The organism is Nocardioides sp. (genome assembly GCF_014360585.1).
Taxonomy (GTDB): domain Bacteria; phylum Actinomycetota; class Actinomycetes; order Propionibacteriales; family Nocardioidaceae; genus Nocardioides.
Map to the genome: position 1 here is coordinate 20,194 of NZ_JACIXG010000044.1, position 21,968 is coordinate 42,161.

At 67.6% G+C, this 21,968-nt stretch carries 21 protein-coding genes; 18 read left to right on the forward strand and 3 right to left on the reverse strand.

Annotated elements, in window-relative coordinates; translation table 11 throughout:
• Positions 1 to 103: 103 nt before the first annotated feature.
• The 11 genes from atpB to H5T77_RS15455 all read left to right on the forward strand — a co-directional run bounded on the left by atpB (position 104) and on the right by H5T77_RS15455 (position 9,462).
• A complete protein-coding gene (gene atpB / locus H5T77_RS15405; protein ID WP_292650669.1) occupies positions 104 to 910 on the forward strand; it encodes a F0F1 ATP synthase subunit A in 807 nt (268 codons plus the stop codon).
• 77 nt (positions 911 to 987) lie between these two features.
• Positions 988 to 1,206 carry an ATP synthase F0 subunit C gene (locus tag H5T77_RS15410; protein ID WP_292650670.1) on the forward strand — a complete coding sequence of 73 codons (219 nt, stop codon included), beginning with the start codon at positions 988 to 990 and terminating at the stop codon, positions 1,204 to 1,206.
• 26 nt (positions 1,207 to 1,232) lie between these two features.
• Entirely contained in the window at positions 1,233 to 1,769 is a 537-nt protein-coding gene (locus H5T77_RS15415; RefSeq protein WP_292650672.1) for a F0F1 ATP synthase subunit B, read from the forward strand.
• Positions 1,769 to 2,581: a F0F1 ATP synthase subunit delta gene (locus tag H5T77_RS15420; RefSeq protein ID WP_292650673.1), complete on the forward strand. Its 813-nt coding sequence runs from the start codon at positions 1,769 to 1,771 to the stop codon at positions 2,579 to 2,581. The genes H5T77_RS15415 and H5T77_RS15420 overlap by 1 nt, the downstream gene beginning before the upstream one ends.
• An 84-nt stretch (positions 2,582 to 2,665) precedes the next feature.
• Positions 2,666 to 4,306, forward strand: a complete 1,641-nt coding sequence (gene atpA / locus H5T77_RS15425; RefSeq protein WP_292650675.1) for a F0F1 ATP synthase subunit alpha — start codon at positions 2,666 to 2,668, stop codon at positions 4,304 to 4,306.
• Positions 4,307 to 4,309: 3 nt separating this feature from the next.
• A complete protein-coding gene (locus tag H5T77_RS15430; RefSeq protein WP_292650677.1) occupies positions 4,310 to 5,236 on the forward strand; it encodes a F0F1 ATP synthase subunit gamma in 927 nt (308 codons plus the stop codon).
• Between the two features lie 26 nt (positions 5,237 to 5,262).
• Positions 5,263 to 6,699, forward strand: a complete 1,437-nt coding sequence (gene atpD, locus H5T77_RS15435; RefSeq protein ID WP_292650679.1) for a F0F1 ATP synthase subunit beta — start codon at positions 5,263 to 5,265, stop codon at positions 6,697 to 6,699.
• Positions 6,699 to 7,091, forward strand: coding sequence for a F0F1 ATP synthase subunit epsilon (locus H5T77_RS15440; RefSeq protein ID WP_292650681.1), 393 nt, complete (start codon positions 6,699 to 6,701; stop codon positions 7,089 to 7,091). Before atpD ends, H5T77_RS15440 begins: the two co-directional genes overlap by 1 nt.
• Positions 7,092 to 7,141: 50 nt before the next feature.
• Positions 7,142 to 7,558, forward strand: a complete 417-nt coding sequence (locus H5T77_RS15445; RefSeq protein WP_292650706.1) for a DUF2550 domain-containing protein — start codon at positions 7,142 to 7,144, stop codon at positions 7,556 to 7,558.
• Positions 7,559 to 7,661: 103 nt separating this feature from the next.
• Positions 7,662 to 8,258 carry a DUF1707 and DUF4870 domain-containing protein gene (locus tag H5T77_RS15450; RefSeq protein WP_292650683.1) on the forward strand — a complete coding sequence of 199 codons (597 nt, stop codon included), beginning with the start codon at positions 7,662 to 7,664 and terminating at the stop codon, positions 8,256 to 8,258.
• Between the two features lie 43 nt (positions 8,259 to 8,301).
• A complete protein-coding gene (locus H5T77_RS15455) occupies positions 8,302 to 9,462 on the forward strand; it encodes an MFS transporter (protein ID WP_292650685.1) in 1,161 nt (386 codons plus the stop codon).
• A gap of 133 nt (positions 9,463 to 9,595) precedes the next feature.
• On the opposite strand, the gene H5T77_RS15460 is transcribed toward H5T77_RS15455, so the two are convergent.
• A complete protein-coding gene (locus H5T77_RS15460) occupies positions 9,596 to 10,090 on the reverse strand; it encodes a winged helix-turn-helix domain-containing protein (protein WP_292650687.1) in 495 nt (164 codons plus the stop codon).
• A 251-nt stretch (positions 10,091 to 10,341) separates the two neighbouring features.
• On the opposite strand from H5T77_RS15460, the gene H5T77_RS15465 reads away from it, so the two are divergent.
• Positions 10,342 to 11,040, forward strand: a complete 699-nt coding sequence (locus H5T77_RS15465) for a hypothetical protein (RefSeq protein ID WP_292650689.1) — start codon at positions 10,342 to 10,344, stop codon at positions 11,038 to 11,040.
• Between the two features lie 297 nt (positions 11,041 to 11,337).
• Here the strand turns inward: H5T77_RS15465 and H5T77_RS15470 are convergent, their stop codons facing one another.
• Entirely contained in the window at positions 11,338 to 14,508 is a 3,171-nt protein-coding gene (locus tag H5T77_RS15470) for a DEAD/DEAH box helicase (protein WP_292650691.1), read from the reverse strand.
• Positions 14,509 to 14,882: 374 nt separating this feature from the next.
• On the opposite strand from H5T77_RS15470, the gene H5T77_RS15475 reads away from it, so the two are divergent.
• Complete coding sequence (locus H5T77_RS15475) at positions 14,883 to 15,878, forward strand: helix-turn-helix domain-containing protein (RefSeq protein ID WP_292650692.1); 996 nt, start codon at positions 14,883 to 14,885, stop codon at positions 15,876 to 15,878.
• A gap of 48 nt (positions 15,879 to 15,926) precedes the next feature.
• Here the strand turns inward: H5T77_RS15475 and H5T77_RS15480 are convergent, their stop codons facing one another.
• Complete coding sequence (locus tag H5T77_RS15480) at positions 15,927 to 16,499, reverse strand: cob(I)yrinic acid a,c-diamide adenosyltransferase (protein ID WP_292650693.1); 573 nt, start codon at positions 16,497 to 16,499, stop codon at positions 15,927 to 15,929.
• A gap of 196 nt (positions 16,500 to 16,695) precedes the next feature.
• On the opposite strand from H5T77_RS15480, the gene H5T77_RS15485 reads away from it, so the two are divergent.
• The 5 genes from H5T77_RS15485 to H5T77_RS15505 all read left to right on the forward strand — a co-directional run bounded on the left by H5T77_RS15485 (position 16,696) and on the right by H5T77_RS15505 (position 21,883).
• Positions 16,696 to 17,004, forward strand: coding sequence for an STAS domain-containing protein (locus tag H5T77_RS15485; RefSeq protein ID WP_292650695.1), 309 nt, complete (start codon positions 16,696 to 16,698; stop codon positions 17,002 to 17,004).
• Between the two features lie 83 nt (positions 17,005 to 17,087).
• Complete coding sequence (locus tag H5T77_RS15490; RefSeq protein ID WP_292650697.1) at positions 17,088 to 19,115, forward strand: protein meaA; 2,028 nt, start codon at positions 17,088 to 17,090, stop codon at positions 19,113 to 19,115.
• Between the two features lie 120 nt (positions 19,116 to 19,235).
• Positions 19,236 to 19,667: a DUF6069 family protein gene (locus H5T77_RS15495; RefSeq protein WP_292650698.1), complete on the forward strand. Its 432-nt coding sequence runs from the start codon at positions 19,236 to 19,238 to the stop codon at positions 19,665 to 19,667.
• Positions 19,668 to 19,776: 109 nt separating this feature from the next.
• Positions 19,777 to 19,953, forward strand: coding sequence for a hypothetical protein (locus tag H5T77_RS15500; protein ID WP_292650700.1), 177 nt, complete (start codon positions 19,777 to 19,779; stop codon positions 19,951 to 19,953).
• A gap of 103 nt (positions 19,954 to 20,056) precedes the next feature.
• Positions 20,057 to 21,883 (forward strand): bifunctional metallophosphatase/5'-nucleotidase, encoded by a 1,827-nt coding sequence (locus H5T77_RS15505; protein ID WP_292650702.1) that lies wholly within the window; start codon positions 20,057 to 20,059, stop codon positions 21,881 to 21,883.
• The last annotated feature ends 85 nt before the right edge of the window (positions 21,884 to 21,968 follow it).

A 21,968-nucleotide genomic window follows, 5' to 3' on the forward strand; every position in this document is an offset into this window, starting at 1 on the left:
ACGCCTGATATCGTCCGGGCCGTCGGGGGTGGCCGCCGGGATGATACCTGAGCCGTAGGGCTCGCCCCCCAGAATCGTAAGTTTCGAAGAAACAGGAGACAGCGTGAAGTCGCTTGCCGCCAGTGTCTTGGCGTCCGCACCGGAGCCCCACATCCCGGGGCCCGCGGACTTCAACCTGCCGCCGATCGTAGGGTCCGGCGACTGGGCAATCACCAAGGTCACGATCCTTGTCGTCCTGTCGGCCGTGATCGCCTTCGCCCTGTTCTACGCCATGTCGCGCAAGGCGGCCGTCGTTCCGGGGCGCCTGCAGTTCGTCGGTGAGTACGCCTACGGCTTCGTGCGCAACAGCATCGCCCGCGACAACATCGGCTCGCACGACTTCATGAAGTTCGTGCCCTACCTGTTCACCATCTTCCTCTTCATCCTGGTGAACAACTTCTACGGGATCATCCCGTTCGTCCAGTTCCCGACGATGTCCCACATCGGCTACCCGACGGCGCTCGCGCTGCTCACCTGGCTGATCTACAACGTCGTGGGGATCGCCAAGCACGGTTTCTTCGGCTACCTGAAGCACCAGACGGTGCCGTCCGGAATCAGCGGTCCGATCCTGATCATCCTGGTGCCGCTGGAGTTCTTCTCCAACATCATCGTCCGGCCGTTCACGCTCGCGCTGCGTCTCTTCGCGACCATGTTCGCCGGCCACCTGCTGCTCGCGCTGTTCTCCATCGGTGGCGCCTACCTGATCCTGCACTACTCGCCGGCCGTCATCGGTGTCTCCGCCGGTGTGCTGTCGTTCATCATCGGCATCGCGGTGAGCTTCCTCGACATGCTGATCATGTTCCTGCAGGCCTACGTCTTCACCCTGCTCTCGGCCATGTACATCGGCCAGGCAATCGCTGACGAGCACTGAGCTCCGAAGCACCTTTACCAAACCCACGACGCACAACAACTGACGCATCAGGCGTCAACAACCCGAAAGGAAAACCCATGGAGATCGCCCTGGGCACCCTCAACATGGTCGGCCTCGGCCTCGCTGCGATCGGCCCGGCCATCGGCGTCGGCCTGATCTTCGCGGCGTACGTCGCCGGCGTTGCCCGCCAGCCGGAGGCTCAGAGCCGCCTGCAGACGATCGCCATCTTCGGCTTCGTTCTGTGTGAGCAGTTCTTCATCATCTCCCTCGCCCTCGCCTTCGTCCTCCAGCCCTGATACCGGGGAGCTACTGAGGTTTCGACATGATCCTTACCCAGGTAATGGCAGCGGAGGAAGGGCCCGGCCCTCTCGTTCCGCACGTTCCGGAGATCATTCTCGGCTTCATCGTCATCGCCATCCTCTACATCGGGATCTCCAAGTTCATCGTTCCGAACTTCGAGAAGGCGTACGCCGATCGAACCGCAGCGATCGAAGGCGGCATCCAGAACGCCGAGGCCAAGCAGGCCGAGGCAGATGCCAAGCTCGCCCAGCTCGAGGAGCAGCTCTCGCAGGCCCGCCACGAGGCGTCCCGCATCCGTGAGGAAGCTCGCGAGCAGGGCGCGGCGATCGTGGCCGAGATGCGTCAGCAGGCTCAGGCCGAGTCGACTCGCATCGTCGAGCACGGCAAGGCGCAGATCGAGGCCGAGCGCCAGGCGGCGGTCACCTCGCTGCGTACCGAGGTCGGTTCGCTGGCCACCGGTCTCGCCGGTCGTATCGTGGGCGAGTCCCTCGACGACGACGCGCGTTCCAGCCGTGTGGTCGAGCGGTTCCTCGCCGACCTCGAGGCGGGGGTTCACTGATGGACTTCCGTGGAGCGTCGGCCGACGCAGTTGCCGCCCTGACCGAGGAGCTGAAGACCGCTGTCTCCGCCTCTCCTGAGGCGGCGGCCAAGGCGGCCGACACCCTCTTCGAGGTCTCCCAGACCTTCCGCGCCGAAGCAGCTCTGCGCCGCTACGTCACCGACGCGTCGGTGCCAAAGGAGGCCAAGACCGGCCTCATCGGTGAGCTGTTCGGCGGGAAGGTCGACGCGACGGCCCTCGGCGTGCTCGAGTCGGCGGTCAAGCACCGCTGGACGCGCGCCGGCGACCTGAGCAACGCGGTCGAGCGACTGAGCGAGATCGCGGCGGTCCGCAGCGCCGGCAGCGAGGCCAACCGCCTCGCTGACGAGCTCTTCGCGGTCCAGCGGTCCGTGCAGGAGACGCCGGAGCTGCGCGACGCGCTCTCCGACCCGGCCCGTGCGACCGAGGACAAGGCCGCGCTGGTCGACACGCTGCTCGCGGGCAAGGCGCTTCCGGCGACCGTGACCCTGACGAAGCATGCGCTGGCGGGCACCTACCGCACCGCATCGGCCGCTCTCGGTGAATACCAGAAGGTCGCGGCATCCGTCGCAGGCGAGGGCACCGCGGTCGTCCGCGTTGCGGCTCCGCTCTCGGAGGCCGAGACCACCCGTCTGGCGACAGCACTGGCGAGGAAGTACGGCCGCGAGGTCCACCTCAACGTGGTCGTCGACCCGGCTGTCGTCGGTGGCATCAAGGTATCGATCGGTGACGACGTCATCGACGGCACCGTCTCGAGTCGCCTCGAAGGGGCGCAGCGAGCCCTGGCCGGCTGATCCGGCACCGCGGCCGACCTCAACTGGCCGTACGACCCCTGTGTGACACAGACTGACTTGTAAGAACTGAGAGAGAAGGCACAGATGACGGAGCTCTCCATCCGTCCCGACGAGATCCGGGACGCACTGGCAAAGTACGTCGCGGACTACAAGCCGGAGGCGGCGAAGACCGAGGAGGTCGGCACCGTCGCTTCGACCGCGGACGGCATCGCCCGCGTGTCGGGTCTGCCCTCGGCCATGACCAACGAGCTCCTCGAGTTCGAGGACGGCACCCTTGGTCTCGCCCTGAACCTGGACACCCGCGAGATCGGTGTCGTCGTCCTGGGTGACTTCGACAAGATCGAGGAGGGCCAGGCGGTCCGACGTACGGGCGAGGTTCTCTCGGTCCCCGTCGGTGACGGCTACCTCGGCCGCGTCGTGGACCCGCTCGGCAACGCGATCGACGGCCTCGGCGACATCGAGACGGTCGGCCGTCGTGCCCTGGAGCTCCAGGCTCCCGGCGTGATGGCCCGCAAGTCGGTGCACGAGCCGCTCGCCACCGGCATCAAGGCGATCGACGCGATGACCCCGATCGGCCGTGGCCAGCGTCAGCTGATCATCGGTGACCGCTCGACCGGTAAGACCACGGTCGCGATCGACACGATCATCAACCAGAAGCAGAACTGGGAGTCGGGCGACCCCGACAAGCAGGTCCGCTGCATCTACGTAGCCATCGGCCAGAAGGGCTCGACCATCGCCTCCGTGCGTGGCGCCCTCGAGGAGTCCGGCGCGCTCGAGTACACGACGATCGTCGCGGCTCCGGCCTCCGACTCCGCCGGCTTCAAGTACCTCGCCCCCTACACCGGCTCGGCCATCGGCCAGCACTGGATGTACGAGGGCAAGCACGTCCTGATCGTCTTCGACGACCTGACCAAGCAGGCCGAGGCATACCGCGCCGTGTCGCTGCTGCTGCGCCGCCCGCCGGGCCGTGAGGCCTACCCGGGTGACGTCTTCTACCTGCACTCCCGGCTGCTGGAGCGCTGCGCGAAGCTCTCCGACGAGATGGGCAAGGGCTCGATGACCGGTCTGCCGATCATCGAGACCAAGGCCAACGACGTCTCGGCGTTCATCCCGACCAACGTCATCTCCATCACCGACGGTCAGATCTTCCTGCAGTCCGACCTGTTCGCGGCCAACCAGCGCCCGGCGATCGACGTCGGTGTCTCGGTCTCCCGCGTCGGTAGCGCCGCGATGACCAAGGCCCTCAAGGCCGTCACCGGCTCGCTCAAGGTCGAGCTCGCGCAGTACCGCGCGATGGAGGCCTTCGCGATGTTCGCCTCCGACCTGGACGCGGCCTCGAAGCAGCAGCTGGCCCGCGGTCAGCGGCTGATGGCGCTGCTCAAGCAGCCGGCCTACTCGCCCTACCCGATCGACGAGATGACCGTCTCGCTGTGGCTCGGCACCTCCGGCAGCCTGGACATCGTCCCGGTCGCGGACGTGCTCAAGTTCGAGCGCGAGTTCATCGACTACCTGCGTCGCGCCCACGACGGCATCCTCGCCGGCATCCGTGAGTCGCTGAAGTTCGAGGACTCCACCGAGTCCGAGCTGAAGAAGGCTTACGACTCCTTCCTCGACCAGTTCGAGACCTCGGAGGGCCACTCGATCAAGCCGGGTTCCGCCAAGGAAGAGGCCCTGGCTGACGAGGACGTCGAGCAGGAGCAGATCGTCAAGCAGAAGCGGGGCTGACCCATGGCCGTGTCAGTGCGTGAACTCCGCGCGCGGATCAAGTCGACGGAGTCGATGAAGAAGATCACGCGTGCCATGGAGCTCATCGCTGCGTCCCGGATCATCAAGGCGCAGCAGCGGGCCAATGCGGCCGCGCCGTACGCCCGTGAGCTCACCCGCGCCGTCTCGGCGGTGGCGACCTACTCCAACCAGGACCACCCGCTGACCACCGAGCCGGAGACGCCCACCCGCGCCGCCGTGCTGGTGGTCACCAGCGACCGTGGTCTGGCCGGCTCCTACTCCTCGAGCGTGCTCAAGGAGGCCGAGGGGCTGGTCGAGAAGCTCAAGGCCGAGGGCAAGGAGGTCGACCTCTACGTCACCGGACGTAAGGCGGAGGCCTTCTACAAGTTCCGCGGCCGTCCCGTGGTGCAGGCCTGGACCGGCTTCTCGGACCGCCCGGAGTTCGACGCGGCCAAGGAGATCGGTGAGAAGCTGATCGAGGTCTTCGTCGAGGGTGCCGAGGCTGAGGCCGCAGTGGCTCCCGGCGTCGACGAGGTCCACGTGGTCTACACGCGGTTCATCACCATGATGACGCAGAAGCCCACCGCCGTACGTCTCCTGCCTCTGGAGGTAGTGGAGGGCACCGAGGCTCCGGCCGAGGGCGATGTCCTGCCGCTCTACGAGTTCGAGCCGTCGGCCGAGGCCGTGCTCGACTCGCTGCTCCCGCAGTACGTCGTGAGCCGGATCTGGTTCGCGCTGCTGCAGGCCGCCGCCTCCGAGCTGGCCCAGCGTCAGAAGGCGATGAAGTCGGCTACCGACAACGCCGACGAGCTCATCAAGAAGTTCACCCGGGTCGCCAACCAGGCTCGCCAGGCAGGCATCACCCAGGAGATCAGCGAGATCGTCGGCGGCGTGAATGCGCTCGCCGATGCCCAGGCTGCGAACGACTGAGAACCCACAGAAGGACTGACTAGAAAATGACCGCACAGGTTGACGAGAAGACCACGACGGGCCGTATCGCCCGCGTGATCGGCCCGGTCGTCGACGTGGAGTTCCCCGTCGACGCCATGCCGGATATCTACAACAAGCTCGAGGTCGATGTCACCATCAGCGGTGAGACGACGACCCTGCCGCTCGAGGTTGCCCAGCACATCGGTGACGGCATGGTCCGCGCGATCTCGCTGAAGCCGACCGACGGCGTCGTACGCGGCTCCGCGGTGCGCGACACCGGCGGCCCGATCACGGTTCCCGTGGGTGACGTCACCCTCGGCCACGTGTTCAACGCCACCGGTGACATCCTCGACGTCGACCCGTCCACGGTCGAGGTCAAGGAGCGCTGGGGCATCCACCGCAAGGCTCCGGCCTTCGACCAGCTCGAGTCCAAGACCCAGATGTTCGAGACGGGCATCAAGGTCATCGACCTCCTCACCCCGTACGTTACCGGTGGAAAGATCGGCCTCTTCGGTGGTGCGGGCGTCGGCAAGACCGTCCTCATCCAGGAGATGATCGCCCGAGTCGCCAAGAACCACGGCGGTGTCTCCGTGTTCGCCGGTGTCGGCGAGCGCACCCGTGAGGGCAACGACCTCATCCACGAGATGCAGGAGGCCGGCGTCTACGACAAGGTCGCCCTGACCTTCGGCCAGATGGACGAGCCGCCGGGCACGCGTCTTCGCGTGGCCCTCTCGGCACTGACGATGGCGGAGTACTTCCGCGACGTCCAGGGCCAGGACGTGCTGCTGTTCATCGACAACATCTTCCGCTTCACCCAGGCGGGCTCCGAGGTCTCGACCCTGCTGGGCCGGATGCCTTCGGCCGTGGGCTACCAGCCCAACCTCGCCGACGAGATGGGTCAGCTCCAGGAGCGGATCACCTCGACGCGTGGTCACTCGATCACCTCGATGCAGGCGATCTACGTGCCGGCCGACGACTACACCGACCCGGCGCCGGCGACCACGTTCGCGCACCTGGACGCCACGACCGAGCTCTCCCGTGAGATCGCGTCGCTCGGTATCTACCCGGCCGTGGACCCGCTGACCTCGACGTCGCGAATCCTGGACCCGCAGTACATCGGTCAGGACCACTACGACTGCGCCGTCCGCGTCAAGCAGATCCTCCAGCGCAACAAGGAGCTGCAGGACATCATCGCGATCCTGGGTGTCGACGAGCTCTCCGAGGAAGACAAGATCATCGTCTCCCGCGCTCGCCGGATCCAGCGGTTCCTGTCGCAGAACACCTACGTCGCCAAGCAGTTCACCGGCATCGAGGGTTCGACGGTTCCGGTCAAGGACACCATCGAGGCGTTCAACAAGATCGCCGAGGGTGAGTACGACCACGTCGCCGAGCAGGCGTTCTTCATGTGCGGTGGCCTCGACGACGTCGAGGCGAAGTGGGCCGAGATCCAGAAGAGCCTCTGATGACGGACGCACTTCAGGTGGAGCTCGTCGCTGCAGACCGCGTGGTCTGGAGCGGCGGGGCCACCATGGTCATCGCCCGAACGGTCGACGGTGATGTCGGCGTCCTGCGCGGTCACGCGCCGGTGCTGTCGGCACTCACCGACGCGGTCGTGGAGATCACTCCTGAGGAGGGCACCGAGGTCATCGCGACCGTTGACGGTGGCTTCCTCTCGGTGGCCAACGACCGCGTCTCGATCCTGTCCGAGCATGTGCTGCTGTCCCATGAGATCGACCTCGGCAAGGCCGAGGTCGAGCTCGAGGAAGCTCGTCGCCTGCTCGGCACCAGCAACGACGCCGAGAAGCGCATCCGTCGTGCCGAGGCACGCATCCGCGCTGTCGAGAAGGCCTCCTAGGTAGAGAGGGACGGACCCGAATGGCATGGTGGGAGCTGCTCTTGGCCGTTGTGGCCTGTTTGCTTCTGCTTGTCCTTGCCTATGGCATCGGGATCGCCGTACGCCGCCGTCTGCTCGAACGCAACGGCGGCGTCTTCGAACTGAGCCACCGCGTCCGGGACACCAAGCCCGGGCGCGGTTGGATCATCGGTATCGGCCGCTACTCCGGCGATGCGCAGCTGGAGTGGTTTCGGATCTTCTCGCTCTCGCCCAAACCCAAACGGGTCTGGCGCCGGGTCGAGATCAGCTACGTCTCCAGCCGCTCCCCTGAGGGGATCGAGGAGCTGGTTCTCTACCCCGAGAGCCTGATCGTGACCTGTGAGGTCAAGGACGAGCTGATCGACCTCTCGATGGACCAGCAGACCCTCATCGGGTTCCAGGCGTGGCTCGAATCGCGCCCGATCCGGTCCAACTGGACCGTCTTCTGAGCTTGTCGATACGACCGACTCCGGCACGACGCCGGGGTCGGTCGTTCGGTTTTCGGGGGCTTCCCTGATTGTCCGGGAGCCGTCTGGGGCGGATGGTTGAGGTATGTCCTCAACTGCTCCCATCCCTCCCGCGCCCACCCTGACCGCCCAGTCCGACGAGCTCCGCTGCACCGACGCCGACCGCGACCGCGTCATCGACGTGCTGAAGTCCGCCTACGCCGACGGCCGGCTCGACCAGGCCGAGTTCGACGTCCGGTTCGACCTGACCATGAAGGCGAAGACGTACGCCGCCCTCGAGCCGATCACCCGTGACCTGGTCGCGCAGCCCGCTGCTGTCGCTCCGCCGCCCGCGAAGCCCGTCCGAGACCTGCTGCCGCCCCCGACCACGGAGGAGAAGCTCCTGGGTGCCCTCGCCCAGGCCACCACCTTGGTGCCGATCGTCGTCGGCCCGGCGATCATGTACTACACCGTCGGCAAGCGCTCCGAGTTCGTCAAGCACCACGCCGCCGGCGCTCTCAACCTGCAGCTGACCCTGCTCGCCGTCACGATAGTGACGTTCGGGCTCGGTGGCGCGCTCTACGGGATCGCCTGGGTCCTGGCGACCGCCTTCGCCGTGGTCGCGCTCGCCGGCGCCCCGCTGCGCCAGCCCTGGGTGCTGCCGATCTTCGGTCGCGGCGGCCCGTACGAGAAGCGCGACTGACCCAGCATCTGGAGGCGTCCGGGGGCGCCACTAGCCTTTGCTCGTGACGCCCCTTTCCCGTGCCCAAGCCGGTTCGGTGGTGGCGTTCGCCACCAACGGGCTGCTGTCCGCGACCTTCATCTCCCGGATCCCGGCGCTGCGCGAGAGTCTCGGTCTGAGCAACTCGGCCGTCGGCCTGATGCTGCTGGCGATGGGCATCGGATCGGTCGCTGCGCTGCCGTTCGCCGGCGGGCTGGTGATGCGCTGGGGCGCCGCCCGGCTCGTACGCCGCTGCGCGGCCCTCTGCGTCGTCGCCCTGTGCCTGGTGGCGGTCTCCGGCAGCTGGCTCGGACAGGCTTGGCTGGTGGCGCTGTTCCTCGTGGCGTACGGGGTCGGCTATGGGGTCTGGGACGTCGCCATGAACGTCGAGGGGGCCGCGGTCGAGCGGCTGGGCGGCAAGACGCTGATGCCGCAACTGCACGCGATGTGGAGCGTCGGCACCGTGGTCGGTGGGGTGCTGGGCATCGCCCTGGTGGGTACGTTGCCGACCGTGTGGCACATCGCCGGGGTCGCCGGCGTCGCACTGGCGGCCTGCTGGTGGGGGACCGCCGGGTTCCTCCCGGCCGAGGTTCCGCCCGAGGGACACTCTCCACGGCGCGAGCTGCTCGCCGCCTGGCGCTCGCCGCACACTCTGCTGCTCGGCCTGATGGTGCTCGCCTTCGCCGCCGCGGAGGGGAGCGCGAACGACTGGGTCGCGCTGGCGATGATCGACGGCTACGACGTCAGCCACCGGGTCGGGGTGGCGTGCTACGCGGCGTTCGTCCTCTGCATGAGCCTCGCCCGTTTCGCCGGTGCGAAGGTGATCGATCGGGTCGGCCGACAGCCGGTGCTGATCACCTCGGCGGCTCTCGCGGGCGCCGGGATCGTGCTGACGGTCTTCTCCGGTTCCTTCGGGATCGCTCTGGTCGGCATCGTCCTGTGGGGCTTCGGCGCGGCCCTCGGCTTCCCGCTCGGGATCAGCATCGCCGCCGACGACGAGACCCGAGCCGCGGCTCGCGTCTCGGTCGTCTCCACGCTGGCGTACGGAGCCTTCCTGGGCTTCCCGCCGATCCTGGGCGCGGTAGGAGACCAGATCGGCACCCTGAGGTCCCTCCTGGTCGTCGCCGTCCTGATGCTCCCCGCGGCGGCGCTGGCGGCGACGGTGGCACGGCGGCGGTCGGTGTAACACGCTGTTCGTAGGACTATCCGGTCGTTCAACAGGGCGAGTAGTCCTCCGAACGACGTGTTACACCGGAGCGATGCTTGCGACCGCAGGTCGATCGTGGCGTATTCGAACCTGATGGCCGACGGGAGGTTGATCAGGCTGCAAAGTCAAGGCGGTACCCAACGCCTCGCAGAGTGGTGATCGTAATGCTGTCCGCATGGCGAAGCTTGGCACGAAGTCGTCCGACTGCGGAATGTATGGGGTCAGGATCACCAAGATAGGTCTGATCCCAAACGTGGTGAAACAGGTGCTCGTACGTCCAGGCGTGACCGGGCCGTGAAGTCAGCGCCGTCAAGAGGTCGAACTCCTGTGGCGACAGGTTGATGTCAGTGCCGGCAAGAACTGCACGCCGCCCCCTCTGGTCGAGGATGAGCTCGCTGCCATGGGCGTTCTTCGAGACGAGAGCAAGCGCATGCCTGAGCGGTCTGGTCGGGGCAGCCGCGAGATGATCTACGAGCCATCTAATCGCTGCGGGTATGTCTGGGAACTCAACAATCTTGCCGGAGCGGTGATCTTCGGCGACATCCGCGTTGTCGCTGATGTGGATCAGTAGCCCGTCCTTCAATCCAGTGCCCGAGTTGGAGTTCATCGATCATTCCTATACTGCTGAGCCCCGCGGTCTTTACTTTACGTTTATACCCGGGGCGGCACCGTGAATGGGTGGCATGGAGACGCTTTGACACAGAAACGTGACCTTGACGTCGTGGGCACTGCGGTCGTCCGACTGACGGAGATCTGACGGAGCCGTGAGGTTGTTCGACGCCTAGCACCGGGGAACGCTTGTTGGCAGGCGGACCGCATAGGCGGACCGCCACCTAACCTCGGAAAGATGGTGGATTCATGAAGTTCGGCTGGCTGAAGACCGTTGCAGCGATCGCTGCGTTGGCCTCGACCATGTACTGCTCGGCACCCGCAACGGCGGCATCGGCGAGCCCAACTGCCAGCGACGACACGACGGTGTCAAAGCTGGCGACGACCTACGAGGCGATCGGGAAAGCGCAACTCGTCGAGGGCGACGAGGCGGAAGCGTACGTCCAGCAGGCCCTGCGCGAGGTAACGGCTGTTGGCACACACGTGAACGGTGCCGAGGGGGAGTCTGTCGGCTTCGCCAACGAGCGCGTGATGCGGTTCGAGGATGGCACTGTCTTCGTGAACTTCCCCCTTGGGGGTGGCGAACTCGTCAGCAGCGCGTTGAACGTCGCGATCTCTGAGAACGGGGAGTCGCGGGTGTTCGAGATTCTCATGCGACAGATCAACGCGACCTCTGGGAGCGTCGAGTACTGGGTAGGCGGGGACAAGGTTCTTGACCGGATCGTGGAAGAACCCGCAGAGCCCGAGATGTCTGCTAAGGGGTGGGGTGAGTTCATCGACTGCCTGGAGAGTCAGAGCGTCCCCGGATGGGTGATCACGGGAATCACCATCGCTTGCTCGGTGATCTGTGTGGGGACCTTTGGCGCCGCTTGCGCCGCCTGCATCGGCGCAGCTATCACCGGCTATGGTTCGGTGATCGGGTTGTGCATCCAGAGGGCGACCTCCTGAGAGGAAGTGAGGACTCGATGCTTCACATTGGTTTCGCGATTGTTGTGTCTGCGGGTGTTCTTTCCGCCGCGTATGCCTCATATCCAGGGGCTGGAGCTGTTGGCTATGCGATAGCCGGCGTCGGTCTGTTCGCGTGGGTCGCCTACGCCGTGAAGAAGTCGCACGAGGGCAAGTCCTAGGGTCCGCTGGCCGGCGTTCACGTAGCCGCTGCCAAGTGACGTAGACGATCTGGCTGCGCCGTCTTTGGGCGCAGCCAGATCGCGCGTCAGACAGGCGCGATCAGAGTTGACTACGTCCTTAGTCGAAGAGCGCGCGGATGTCGTCGGCGCCGATGGTGGAGCCCATCGCGCCCTCGCCGTCGACGACCTTGGCGAAGAGCTCGGCCTTGCGCTCCTTGAGCTCCATGACCTTCTCCTCGATCGTGCCCGTCGAGACCAGCCGGTAGACCATGACGTGCTGGGTCTGGCCGATGCGGTGGGCGCGGTCGACGGCCTGAGCCTCGGCAGCGGGGTTCCACCAGGGGTCGAGCACGAAGACGTAGTCGGCCTCGGTCAGGGTCAGACCGACGCCACCCGCCTTGAGAGAGATGAGGAAGACCGGGGCGTCACCCTCGCGGAAGCTCTCGATCACCGCCCCGCGGTCGCGCGTCGAGCCGTCGAGGTAGGCGGTGTCGATGCCGGCCTCGGCGAGCCGGGTGCGGGCCCGGCCGAGGAACGAGGTGAACTGGCTGAAGACGAGCGCCTTGTGGCCCTCGGCGGCGAGCTCCTCGATGTGGTCGACGAGCGTCTCGAGCTTGGCCGAGCCGACGTCGTTGTCCTCGGGGTCGACCAGGCCGGGGTCGAGCGAGAGCTGCCGCAGCCTGGTCAGCGCGCTGAGGATCGCGACCCGGTTGTCGTTGAAGTCGTCGAGCAGATGCAGGATCCGCTGCCGCTCCTTGGCCAGGTGGGCGTCGTAGATCTTGCGGTGGGCCGGGTTGAGGTCGACGCCGAGCACCTGCTCCTGCTTGGGCGGCAGGTCGTCGGCGACGAGCTCCTTCGTACGCCGCAGCAGGAACGGGCGCAGCCGGGTCCGGAACCGACGCAGCGCGTCGTCGTCGCCCGACTTCTCCACGGGAGAGACCACCGTGTCGCGGAACATCCGCGGGCTGGGGTAGAGGCCCGACGCGGTGATCGAGAGCAATGCCCACAGCTCCATCAGCCGGTTCTCGAACGGCGTGCCCGTCACCGCGAGACGCCAGCGGGCGTCGATGCGGCGGGCCGCTGCGTACGTCTTGGACTGGTGGTTCTTGACCTGCTGCGCCTCGTCGAGGACGAGACCGGACCACGGCCGGCCGGCGAAGGCGTCCTGCTCGAGCCGGAGGATGGCGTAGGTCGTGACCACGACGTCGGCATCCTCGCGCGCCTCGGCCACGGAGTCGACCCGCCTGCTCACCGTGCTGACCCGAAGGCCGGGGGTGTGGCGGCGGGCCTCCTGCACCCAGGCCGGTACGACGCTGGTCGGCGCCACCACGAGGTAGGGGGCGCGCTCGCCCGGCTGAGCGTGCACGGCGTGGGAGATCGTGGCCAGCACCTGGAGCGTCTTGCCGAGGCCCATGTCGTCGGCGAGGATCCCACCGAGACCCTGCTCGTGGAGGAACGCGAGCCAGTGGAAGCCGTCGAGCTGGTAGTGGCGAAGCTCGGTCGCCACGCCGACGGGCTCCGGCCGCGGGATCTCGCGCAGGTCGCGAAGGGCCTGGGCACGCTGGACCCACTCGGCGGCCTGCTGGTCGACCACACCCAGCTCGGCGAGCTCGGCCCAGACGCCGAGGTCGTGCTTGCCGACGGCGATCCCCTCACCGGAGCGCTCGTGGAGCTGGCCGGCGGCCTCGACGACGTTGCGGAGCCGGTCGAGCTCTGGACGGTCCGTGGTGAGGTAGGTGCCGCTGGGGAGGATGAGGTGGTCGTCGCCGCGGGTCAGCGCCCCGAGCACGTCGGGCAGCGGGACGGCCTCGTTGCCGATGCGGATGACCACCTGAAGGTCGAGCCAGTCCTGGCCGCCCACTGCGGCGCCGTCGGGGGAGGTGATCTCGAAGGAGATCTCCGGGTCCTCGTCGGTCTCGCGGAAGTCGGGCCGCTGCACCTCGGTGACCTCGACGCCCTCGACCTCACGCAGCGCCGGGAGGTCGTGGATGGCGAGCGCGAGCGCGTCGCCGTCCCGGACCTCCTGCTTGCGGAGCAGCTCGGCGGAGACGCGGCCGCGAAGCGAGGCCTCCTCGGCCGGGTCGCGGACCAGGCCGAGGTCCTCGCGCGAGTCCACCGGGTAGTGGCGTACGCCGTAGGCCCACGTCCAGCCGAGCGTGGCATGGGTCGAGCTGCGCCAGGTGACCGTCAGGCTCAGCCGCGGCGCGGGCGGGTCCGGGATGTCGAGGGAGTCGTCGGACGAGCGCAGCGGAACCAGCCGGGCCAGCGGGCCCAACAGGGCGCTCAGCGTGCCGATCTCGCGCTCGGGGACGGTCAGCGGCTCCCGGGCCGTCACCAGCCGATGGGCGTGCGTCGAGAGCGGTCCGGACAGCTCGCCGAGGTGGAGCACTCCGGCATCGAGCACGCCCACCGAGCGGATCGGGCGACCGATCGGGAGCACCGTGGGGCCGGCGTAGACGCGGTCGTCATGGGCCAGGCCGAAGCGGAGGACGGCCTCGCCGTCCTCGCGATGCAGCTCCCCGGCGAGCGAGAGCGGCTCGTCGAAGATCACCACGCCGCGTACGTTCTCGCCGGGCAGCACGGTCACCCCGCCACGGATCGCATCGCGCAGCAGCGAGATCGCGTGCTCACCGAAGTCGGCGAGGCTCAGCGAGGAGCCGCGAGCGTAGAGCAGCCGATCCGGCCGTAGCTGGCGGGCCAGCTCCTGCAGGGGGAGCAGCTGGTTGCGCGGGAAGTCCTTGCCGGGCTGGGCGTTGGGGATGCTGGACCAGTCGGCGCCGGTCTTCGCCCAGCGGTCGCGGTTGCCCATGCGCATCGGCCGGAGCTCGACGCTGGGGGAGCCCCCCACGGCTGCCCGCGGGCTGTGGACGTCGATCTCGAGCGCCAGTGGGGGCAGGTCGTCCTCGGGTTTGTTGTCCTCGGCGAGCTGGCCCAGCAGCGTACGCAGCTCCGTCTCCCACGTCGGGCCCGGCGCGGTCGCCTTCCTGGGTGAGTCGGCGAGGACCATGGCCAGGGCGACCCCGTGCTTGCAGCTGTTGTGCACGGGGCAGCTGCACTGGGTCGTCAGCCTGGCGACGCCGTTGCCGGACTCCAGATTGAGGGTCACGCGGTAGGGGGCTGGGATGCCGCCTCTGACCTCGGCCGCTGCGCGCAGCGCGCTGCTGCCGATCTCCGTGATCCGGGGCTCACCGACCCGGCCCTCGGTCGCGTAGGCCTGGCCACGCTCGATGGTCTGCGGGTCGAAGGTCTCGCGGAGTAGGTCGTTCGTGAGAGCTTCGAGCAAGGGCACCCGATCTATTCTTCCAGCATGAGGCCGGTTCTGCGACTTCGCGGACGCTTGTGGTGAGCTGCGCCTCGCTCGCTGCGGTGGCACTGGTCCAGACCGGTCGGGCGCCTCGACGGCGTTTCGACCCACTCACCGGCGTGACTGGCTATGCGGGCGTCCCGGACGCCGGGCAACTGGATCCGAACCGATCGGGCCGACTTCGCCACGCAAAAGTAAAGCCACCTCGATCCGAGCGGGGGGATCCGGACCGAGGTGGCGATGAATACTTTCGGCCAAGTTGACGAGGAATGCAAGTCGAAGCGCCCTGGCGGGAATATGACGTGTCGTATATCTGCCATGATGTCGGTCGTTCGTTCCGCAACGGAAAGGCATTCCGGATGCTCGATGCGCTCGGTCTCGACAATCTCGAGGAGACGGTCTACCGCCAGCTGGTCGGCGCGCCGTCGGCCAATCTGGAGGAGCTGGCCGAGGCGGCCGACCTGGACGCCTACGCGGTCTCCGCGGTGCTGGCCGCGCTCGAGGGGAAGGGTCTGGTGGCCAGGGCGTCGGCGGGCCAGGACCGCTACGTCGCCTCTCCGCCGGCGGTGGCGCTCGGGGCGCTGCTCGTCCAGCGTCAGGACGAGCTGCGCCGCGCCCAGGTCGAGATGACCGAGCTCGCCGGTCTCTATCGCGGGTCGGTCGCTCGCCGGGACGTGGCGGATGTCGTCGACGTCGTGCACGGCACCGAGGCGATCGCCCAGCGGTTCGCCCAGCTGCAGTACTCGGCGAGAAAGTGCATCCAGGCGCTCCAGAAGCCCCAGGCCGCCGTCGTCACCCGTGAGGACGCCGACGAGGCCGAGCGGGCCGCGATCGAACGCGGCGTCCGGCACGACATCGTGCTCGAGCGTTCCGTCTTCGACACACCCGGCATCTACGAGACGATCGACTCCGGGCTCGAGATCGGGATCGAGCTGCGGGTGGTGCCGACGGTGCCGCTGCGCGCTTTCATCGTCGACCGGGAGATCGCGCTGATCCCGCTGATGCAGGGTGAGTCGGCGACGGGCGGGCCCAACACGGTCCAGGACGCGCTGCTGCTTCACCCCAGCGGCCTGCTCGACGCGATCATCGCTCTCTTCGACCTGATCTGGGCCTCCGCGCCGAAGCTGGTCGCGACGCCGGAGGGCACGGTCGAGACGGCCGCCGACCGACTCGAGCCTCTTGACACCAAGGTCCTCTCGCTGCTGCTCGCGGGCCTGACGGATGCCTCGATCGGTGCGCAGCTCGGGCTGTCGCTGCGTACGGTCCAGCGCCGGGTTCGCCAGATGATGGACCGGGCGCACGTCGACACCCGCCTCCAGCTCGGCTACGAGGCGGGGCGCCGCGGCTGGTTGTGACCGGCCGGCTGTGAGCGGCTGGCTGTGAGCGGCTGGCTGTGAGCGCGCCTAGCGCTCGCCGCCCGGCACCCACAGGACGTCGCCCTGCTCGCGGTTCGCGTGCCGGGCGAGGATGAAGAGCAGGTCGCTGAGCCGGTTCAGGTAGGTGAGGGCGAGCTTGTTCATGATCTCGCCGTGGACCTCGTACGCGGCCCAGGCGGCTCGTTCCGCGCGGCGTACGACGGTGCGGGCCACGTGCAGGTGGGCCGCGGCCACGGTGCCGCCGGAGAGGATGAAGGAGCGGAGCTTCTCGAGGGGCTCGTTGTACTCGTCGCACCAGGCCTCGAGCCGGTCGACGTAGGCCTGCTCGACGCGGAGCGGGGGATACTCGGGGTCGGCCACCACCGGGGTCGAGAGGTCGGCGCCGACGTCGAAGAGATCGTTCTGGATGGTCGTCAGCACCTTCACGACGTCCTCGTCGATCCCGCCGTGGGCGAGGGCGACGCCGATCGCCGCTCCGGCCTCGTCGGTGGTCGCGTACGCCTCCAGCCGCAGGTCGGTCTTGGCGGTCAGGCTCATGTCGCCGAGCCGGGTCTCACCGGCGTCGCCGGTGCGGGTGTAGATGCGCGTCAGGTTGACCATGCGCTGAGCCTATTCGCAGGGGCCATATCTCGGCGAACAAGGTCAATTGACAGAAAATAGGTACGGAAGTGACGAATGAGGCTGGTGAGGTGCAACCAACGGCTGCGGCCAGACGTCATAGTGGCGAGAGGGAGCGCCGTGTGATGCGTAGAGCTTCTGTGTAGGGGCAACCACTTCCCGGGGGATGGAGGCAGGCATGGAGATCGTGATCGACGGGCCGACGCTGGTGTTGAGCGGAGATTTCGACGTACGCAGCACCTGGATGGCGCGCAGCGTCATCTACGACCATCTCGACGCGGTGGAGGGTGACGTCGTGCTCGATGTCTCCGGCGTGACGAGTGCCGATGTGACGGCCCTGAAGCTGCTCGCCGTCGCGACCCGGCAGGCCCATGCCGACGGTCGTCGTCTCATTCTTCACGGCTGCACCCCCGCGGTGCGGCGGATGCTCCATCTCTCCAGGCTCTACCGCGTCCTCGAGGTGGAGAACTCCCCGCTCATCGCCTAGGCGGGTAAAGGAATGCCGGTGAGTGACATCTTCCACACCGGAGTCAGTTACTGATCGGTAACCGAAGGGCTAGCATGCCTCTTATGACGGACACCACGCCCTCCGAGCAGCGCCGCCCGGCGAAGGATCGCTCCTGGCTGATGCGCACGTACGCCGGCCACTCGACCGCCGAGGCGTCCAACGAGCTCTATCGCAACAATCTCGCCAAGGGTCAGACGGGCCTCTCGGTGGCCTTCGACCTGCCGACGCAGACCGGCTACGACCCCGACAGCGTCCTCGCTCGCGGCGAGGTCGGCAAGGTGGGCGTGCCGATCATGCACATGGGAGAGATGCGCAAGCTCTTCGACCAGATCCCGCTCACCGAGATGAACACCTCGATGACGATCAACGCGACCGCCATGTGGCTGCTCGCGATGTACCAGGTCGCCGCCGAGGAGCAGAACCCCGGGATGGACCCTGCCGAGGTCGCTGCCAAGCTGGCCGGCACCACCCAGAACGACATCATCAAGGAGTATCTCTCCCGGGGGACGTACGTCTTTCCGCCGGAGCACTCCCTGCGGCTGATCAGCGACATGATCGCCTACACGGTCCACCAGATCCCGAAGTGGAACCCGATCAACATCTGCAGCTACCACCTGCAGGAGGCCGGCGCGACGCCGGTGCAGGAGATCGCCTACGCCATGTGCACCGCGATCTCGGTGCTCGATTCGGTCAAGGCCTCCGGGCAGGTGTCGGAGGAGGACTTCGGCAAGGTCGTCGGCCGGATCTCGTTCTTCGTCAACGCCGGTGTGCGGTTCGTCGAGGAGATGTGCAAGATGCGCGCCTTCGTCGAGCTGTGGGACGACATCACCCGGGAGCGCTACGGCGTCGAGGACCCGAAGATGCGTCGGTTCCGCTACGGCGTCCAGGTCAACTCGCTCGGCCTGACCGAGGCCCAGCCGGAGAACAACGTCCAGCGCATCGTGCTGGAGATGCTCGCCGTGACGCTGTCCAAGAACGCCCGGGCTCGCGCGGTGCAGCTGCCGGCCTGGAACGAGGCGCTCGGTCTGCCGCGGCCGTGGGACCAGCAGTGGTCCCTGCGCCTGCAGCAGGTGCTGGCCTACGAGTCCGACCTGCTGGAGTACGGCGACCTCTTCGACGGCTCGCCGGTCGTCGAGGCCAAGGTCGCCGAGCTCGTCGCCGGGGCCAAGGAGGAGATCGACCGGGTCCAGGCCATGGGCGGCGCGATCGCCGCGGTCGACACCGGCTACATGAAGTCCGAGCTGGTCTCCTCGCACGCGCGCCGTCGAGGCGCCATCGAGTCCGGCGAGGAGATCATCGTCGGGGTCAACAAGTTCACCACCACCGAGCCGTCCCCGCTGACAGCCGATCTGGACGCCGCGATCATGGTCGCGGACCCGCGTGCAGAGGAGGCCGCCAAGGCCTCCCTCGAGGCGTGGAAGGCCGAGCGTGACGAGACTGCCGTGACCGAGGCGCTGGCTGCGCTGGCCGCCGCCGCGAAGACCGACGCCAACCTGATGGAGGCCACCTTGGCCGCCGCCCGTGCTGGCGCGACCACGGGGGAGTGGGCCGGCACCCTGCGCGAGGTGTTCGGCGAGTTCCGGGCCCCCACCGGTGTCTCCGGTGCGGTCGGCGCTGCGGAGGCCGGCGCCGAGCTCTCGGTCGTACGCGACCGGGTGAAGGCCACCGGCGACGAGCTGGGCGTCAAGCTGCGCATGCTCGTCGGCAAACCCGGCCTGGACGGTCACTCCAACGGGGCCGAGCAGGTCGCGGTCCGCGCCCGCGATGCCGGCTTCGAGGTCATCTACCAGGGCATCCGGCTCACCCCGGAGCAGATCGTCGCCGCGGCGGTCGCCGAGGACGTACACGTGGTCGGCCTCTCCATCCTCTCCGGGTCGCACATGTCCCTGGTGCCGTCGGTGGTCGAGGGTCTGCGCGATGCGGGCCTCGGTGACGTCCCGGTCATCGTCGGCGGCATCGTCCCCGAGTCCGACGCCCGCACCCTGATCAGCTCGGGAGTCGCGGCGGTCTACACGCCCAAGGACTTCAGCCTCACCGAGATCATGGCCGACATCGTCGAGGTCATCCGCAAGGCCAACGACCTCACCTGAGCCGAGGATCGACACGTCTCCCGAAAATTCTCGGGGGACGTGTCGATCCGGCGCGCTCCCGTTCGTGGAATGGGCAGAGGGAGGCGAACAGCGCCTCCCGCCACGTAACGGGAGATCGAGATGTCCACCATCACCACCGCCCAGCAGGTCACCGCCCCCACCGTCCGCGTCGCTCGCAAGTCTCTCTGGCTCCATGGCCTCGGTGCCACGGTTGCCGCGAGCGCAGTCGTCACCGTTCTCGCGGCGGCCTCCTCGGCGGCGGGGGTGAGCTTCGAGACTGCCAGCGGCACGATTCCGCTCGCCGGCTACGCCCAGCTGACCGCCCTCTTCTCGCTCATCGGGGTCGCGATGGCTGCGGTGATGGCCCGCGTGGCCCGCCGGCCGCGGCGTACGTTCGTGGTCACCACCGTCGTGCTCACCGTCGTCTCGCTCGTCCCCGACGTCACCTTCGGCTTCGACGCCGCCAGCGCGATCGTGCTGATGCTCCTGCACGTCGTCGCGGCCGTCATCGTCATCCCGGTGCTGGCTCGTCGCCTCGCCGAGGAGCGGTGAGAACCCCGCTCGTACGCTCCGACTGCTGAGGCGCACGCCGGCCGAGCCGGGGTGCGCCTCGACGTCCGCCGGTAGTAAGGCTCGCCTAACACGCTGTTACCCTTCGAGCGTGGGCAAGAAGAGGAAGCCTCCCAAGACGGAGTGCTGCGTGTCGAAGCCGCGCTGCAAGCGGTGCCCGATCCGCATGCTCCAGGAGGGCACCCTGCCCGAGGGGATGACGGTCAAGAAGCGACGCCTGGTGACCCTCGACGGCAAGCCCGTCAAGAAGAAGCATCTCGCGGCCTAGGGACCGCTGAATCCCTTTACCGGGAAAAGCCACCGCCAAGTAGCACCCGAGGTGGTAGGAATTGCCTTGCAGCCGTTTACCTACTCATGCAAGGACGTTACCGATGCCTCTCGCCACCCGTCGCTCTGTCCTGTCCGGTGCCGTCACAGGCGCCGCGGCGCTGAGTGCCGCCGGCTATGCCGCCACCCCTGCCCATGGTGCGGGCAAGTCCGACACCGTCAGGCTGACCGTGCTCGGCACCACCGACCTGCACGGCAACGTCTTCAACTGGGACTACTTCAAGAACGCCGCGTTCTCCAACAGCGCCGGCGACGAGATCGGCGTCGCCAAGGTCAAGACGCTGATCGACGCCGTCCGTGAGGAGCGTCGCGGCGAGCCGATCCTGACGATCGACGCCGGCGACACCATCCAGGGCACCCCGCTGGCCTACTACTACGCGCGGATCGACCCGATCACCAAGGGCGCGGTCCACCCGATGGCGCGGGCGATGAACCTGGTCGGCTACGACGCCGCGGCGCTCGGAAACCACGAGTTCAACTACGGCATCGACACGATCCGGAAGTTCGAGGAGCAGGTGAACTTCCCGATGCTCGGCGCCAACGCCGTCGACCCGTCGACCAAGCTGCCGGTGTTCCCGCCCTACATCATCAAGGACTACGACCTCGGCCGCGGCCGGCGCCTGCGGGTCGGTGTGCTCGGTCTGACCAACCCGGGCATCGCGATCTGGGACAAGGCCATCGTCGAGGGCAAGATGGAGTTCCCGGGCCTGGTCGAGCAGGCCAAGATCTACGTCCCGGAGCTCAAGAAGGCCGGCTGCGACCTGGTCATCATCAGCGCCCACTCCGGCGCCGACACCTCCAGCTCCTACGGCGACGAGCTGCCCCCGGAGAACGCAGCCACCCTGGTCGCCGAGCAGGTGCCGGACGTCGACGCGATCCTGGTCGGCCACGCCCACCGGGAGATCACCGAGCGCTTCGTCTCCAACGCCGAGACCGGCAAGCAGGTGCTGCTCACCGAGCCGCTCTACTGGGGCATGCGTGTCTCCGTCATGGACCTGGTCGTACGCCGCGAGAAGGGCCGCGGCCGGCCGCGCTGGGTCCTGCAGTCGGCGACGTCGCAGACGCTCAACTCCAACACCGTCGACGCCGACCCGGACGTCTCGGCCGCGGTGCAGGAGCAGCACGACGTCGTGGTCTCCTACGTCAACTCCGTCGTCGGCAACTCGGCCGTGGAGATGCTGGCGGCCCGGGCGGTCGTCGAGGACGTACCCATCATCGACTTCGTGAGCTTCGTCCAGGCGGACGCGGTCAAGGCCGCGCTGACCGGGGACGACGCGGCTCTGCCGGTGCTCTCGATCGCAGCCCCGTTCAGCCGCGCCGCGGCCTTCCCTGCCGGCGAGGTGACCGTACGCGACGTGGCCGGTCTCTACATCTACGACAACACCCTGATGGCGGTGCGCATCACGGGCGCTCAGCTCAAGGACTATCTCGAGTTCACCGCGCGCTACTTCAAGCGGGTCAGTGGCACCGGCCCGTTCCCGATCGCGGATGTGACCAACGCGCCCACCGACACCGCCCCCAACGGCACGCCCGACTACAACTTCGACACGATCGCCGGGCTGGACGCGGCGCTGACCTACGACATCGACATCTCGATGCCGGTCGGCTCGCGGATCACCGATCTCGCCTACGACGGTGTCGCCGTCACCGACGCCCAGGAGTTCGTGCTCGCGGTCAACAACTACCGCCAGTCCGGCGGCGGTGGTTTCCCGCACGTCACCGACGCCACCGTGGTCTACAACCAGCAGGTCGAGATCCGGCAGCTGCTCATCGACTGGGTCACCGCCAACCAGGTCATCGATCCCGCGACGTTCGCCTCGGTCGACTGGCGCCTGGTCTCCGATGGCGAGCCGATCACCGTCAACTCCTGAGCACAGGTCGGTCGGCTCATCCTGACGCCGTCAGGATGAGCCGACTCGACGGGTCAGCGCGGGTTGATCCAGTTGAGCAGCTGGC

Excerpts from the sequence above, each read along its gene's own strand:
- H5T77_RS15450 (WP_292650683.1), top strand. The coding sequence starts at position 7,662 with ATGTCCTCAACTGCTCCCATCCCTCCCGCGCCCACCCTGACCGCCCAG.
- H5T77_RS15430 (WP_292650677.1), top strand. The coding sequence starts at position 4,310 with ATGGCCGTGTCAGTGCGTGAACTCCGCGCGCGGATCAAGTCGACGGAG.
- atpD (WP_292650679.1), top strand. The coding sequence starts at position 5,263 with ATGACCGCACAGGTTGACGAGAAGACCACGACGGGCCGTATCGCCCGC.
- H5T77_RS15485 (WP_292650695.1), top strand. The coding sequence starts at position 16,696 with ATGGAGATCGTGATCGACGGGCCGACGCTGGTGTTGAGCGGAGATTTC.
- H5T77_RS15465 (WP_292650689.1), top strand. The coding sequence starts at position 10,342 with ATGAAGTTCGGCTGGCTGAAGACCGTTGCAGCGATCGCTGCGTTGGCC.
- H5T77_RS15410 (WP_292650670.1), top strand. The coding sequence starts at position 988 with ATGGAGATCGCCCTGGGCACCCTCAACATGGTCGGCCTCGGCCTCGCT.
- H5T77_RS15420 (WP_292650673.1), top strand. The coding sequence starts at position 1,769 with ATGGACTTCCGTGGAGCGTCGGCCGACGCAGTTGCCGCCCTGACCGAG.
- H5T77_RS15495 (WP_292650698.1), top strand. The coding sequence starts at position 19,236 with ATGTCCACCATCACCACCGCCCAGCAGGTCACCGCCCCCACCGTCCGC.
- H5T77_RS15415 (WP_292650672.1), top strand. The coding sequence starts at position 1,233 with ATGATCCTTACCCAGGTAATGGCAGCGGAGGAAGGGCCCGGCCCTCTC.
- H5T77_RS15505 (WP_292650702.1), top strand. The coding sequence starts at position 20,057 with ATGCCTCTCGCCACCCGTCGCTCTGTCCTGTCCGGTGCCGTCACAGGC.
- atpA (WP_292650675.1), top strand. The coding sequence starts at position 2,666 with ATGACGGAGCTCTCCATCCGTCCCGACGAGATCCGGGACGCACTGGCA.
- H5T77_RS15490 (WP_292650697.1), top strand. The coding sequence starts at position 17,088 with ATGACGGACACCACGCCCTCCGAGCAGCGCCGCCCGGCGAAGGATCGC.
- H5T77_RS15480 (WP_292650693.1), bottom strand. The coding sequence starts at position 16,499 with ATGGTCAACCTGACGCGCATCTACACCCGCACCGGCGACGCCGGTGAG.
- H5T77_RS15440 (WP_292650681.1), top strand. The coding sequence starts at position 6,699 with ATGACGGACGCACTTCAGGTGGAGCTCGTCGCTGCAGACCGCGTGGTC.
- H5T77_RS15475 (WP_292650692.1), top strand. The coding sequence starts at position 14,883 with ATGCTCGATGCGCTCGGTCTCGACAATCTCGAGGAGACGGTCTACCGC.
- H5T77_RS15460 (WP_292650687.1), bottom strand. The coding sequence starts at position 10,090 with ATGAACTCCAACTCGGGCACTGGATTGAAGGACGGGCTACTGATCCAC.